The sequence below is a fragment of the Photorhabdus tasmaniensis genome, from assembly GCF_011189505.1.
GTDB classification, from domain to species: Bacteria; Pseudomonadota; Gammaproteobacteria; order Enterobacterales; family Enterobacteriaceae; genus Photorhabdus; species Photorhabdus tasmaniensis.
The window spans coordinates 1-705 of record NZ_PUJU01000179.1 but is presented as its reverse complement, the minus strand read 5'-3'; the positions used below and the strand labels follow the sequence as shown (position 1 = coordinate 705).

General features: G+C 58.2%; 1 protein-coding gene. It reads right to left on the bottom strand.

The window, feature by feature from the left end; genetic code table 11:
• On the bottom strand, window positions 1-705 hold a 705-nt coding region (locus C5471_RS23410; protein WP_166296614.1), incomplete at both ends, for a hemagglutinin repeat-containing protein.

Here is a 705-nt window from a genome sequence, read left to right as displayed (position 1 = left end):
ACCGTTTGCACCGCGCTGTTGACGGCACCTCCCGCCGTGCCACTCAGCGCCACGGTTAAGCCGCTCTGTTTTTGCTCGGTTTTTGTCAAGACCGTGTGATTATTTTCCGCACTGGTGATACTGACGCTCTGACCGCTGAGGGTCATGTCTTTACCTGCAACCACGTCACTGCCGTGAATCCGGAGCTGTTCACCTGCGGTGAGAGTGACGTTGCCCTGACTGCTGCCCACGGTGCTGCCTTTGGTCAGCTGGCTGTCACTGTCCGTAGTGGTTTTTTGGCTGGCCTTGCCTAATGTGAAGCCGATACCCCCGGTGCCCATCAGGCCCGATTGTTTCTCCTGCCGTAAATGGGTTTCATCGTGCGCTTCGGCTGCGGTGGTGACGGTGAGCTGATGACCAGCGCTCAGGCTGACATCCTGCGTGCCTGCGACATGACTTCCACTGATATGCAGGTCTTTACCGGCCTGGAGAGTCACTTTATCGCCACTGAATGTGGTGCTCAGGGCCTTCCGGTCATGCACTTCGTCGTGGGTTTCCACTGACGACTTCGACAGCCAGCCTTTACTGGCTTGTTTGCTGTGCTCCACTAAGTCGGATGAGGCGGTACCGGTGGTCAGCGTCAGGTTATTTCCGGCCTGCGCCGTCAGTTGCTGACCCGCATTAATCTGGGCTGCGGTGGCCGTCAGGTCATGCCCGGCCTGCAAT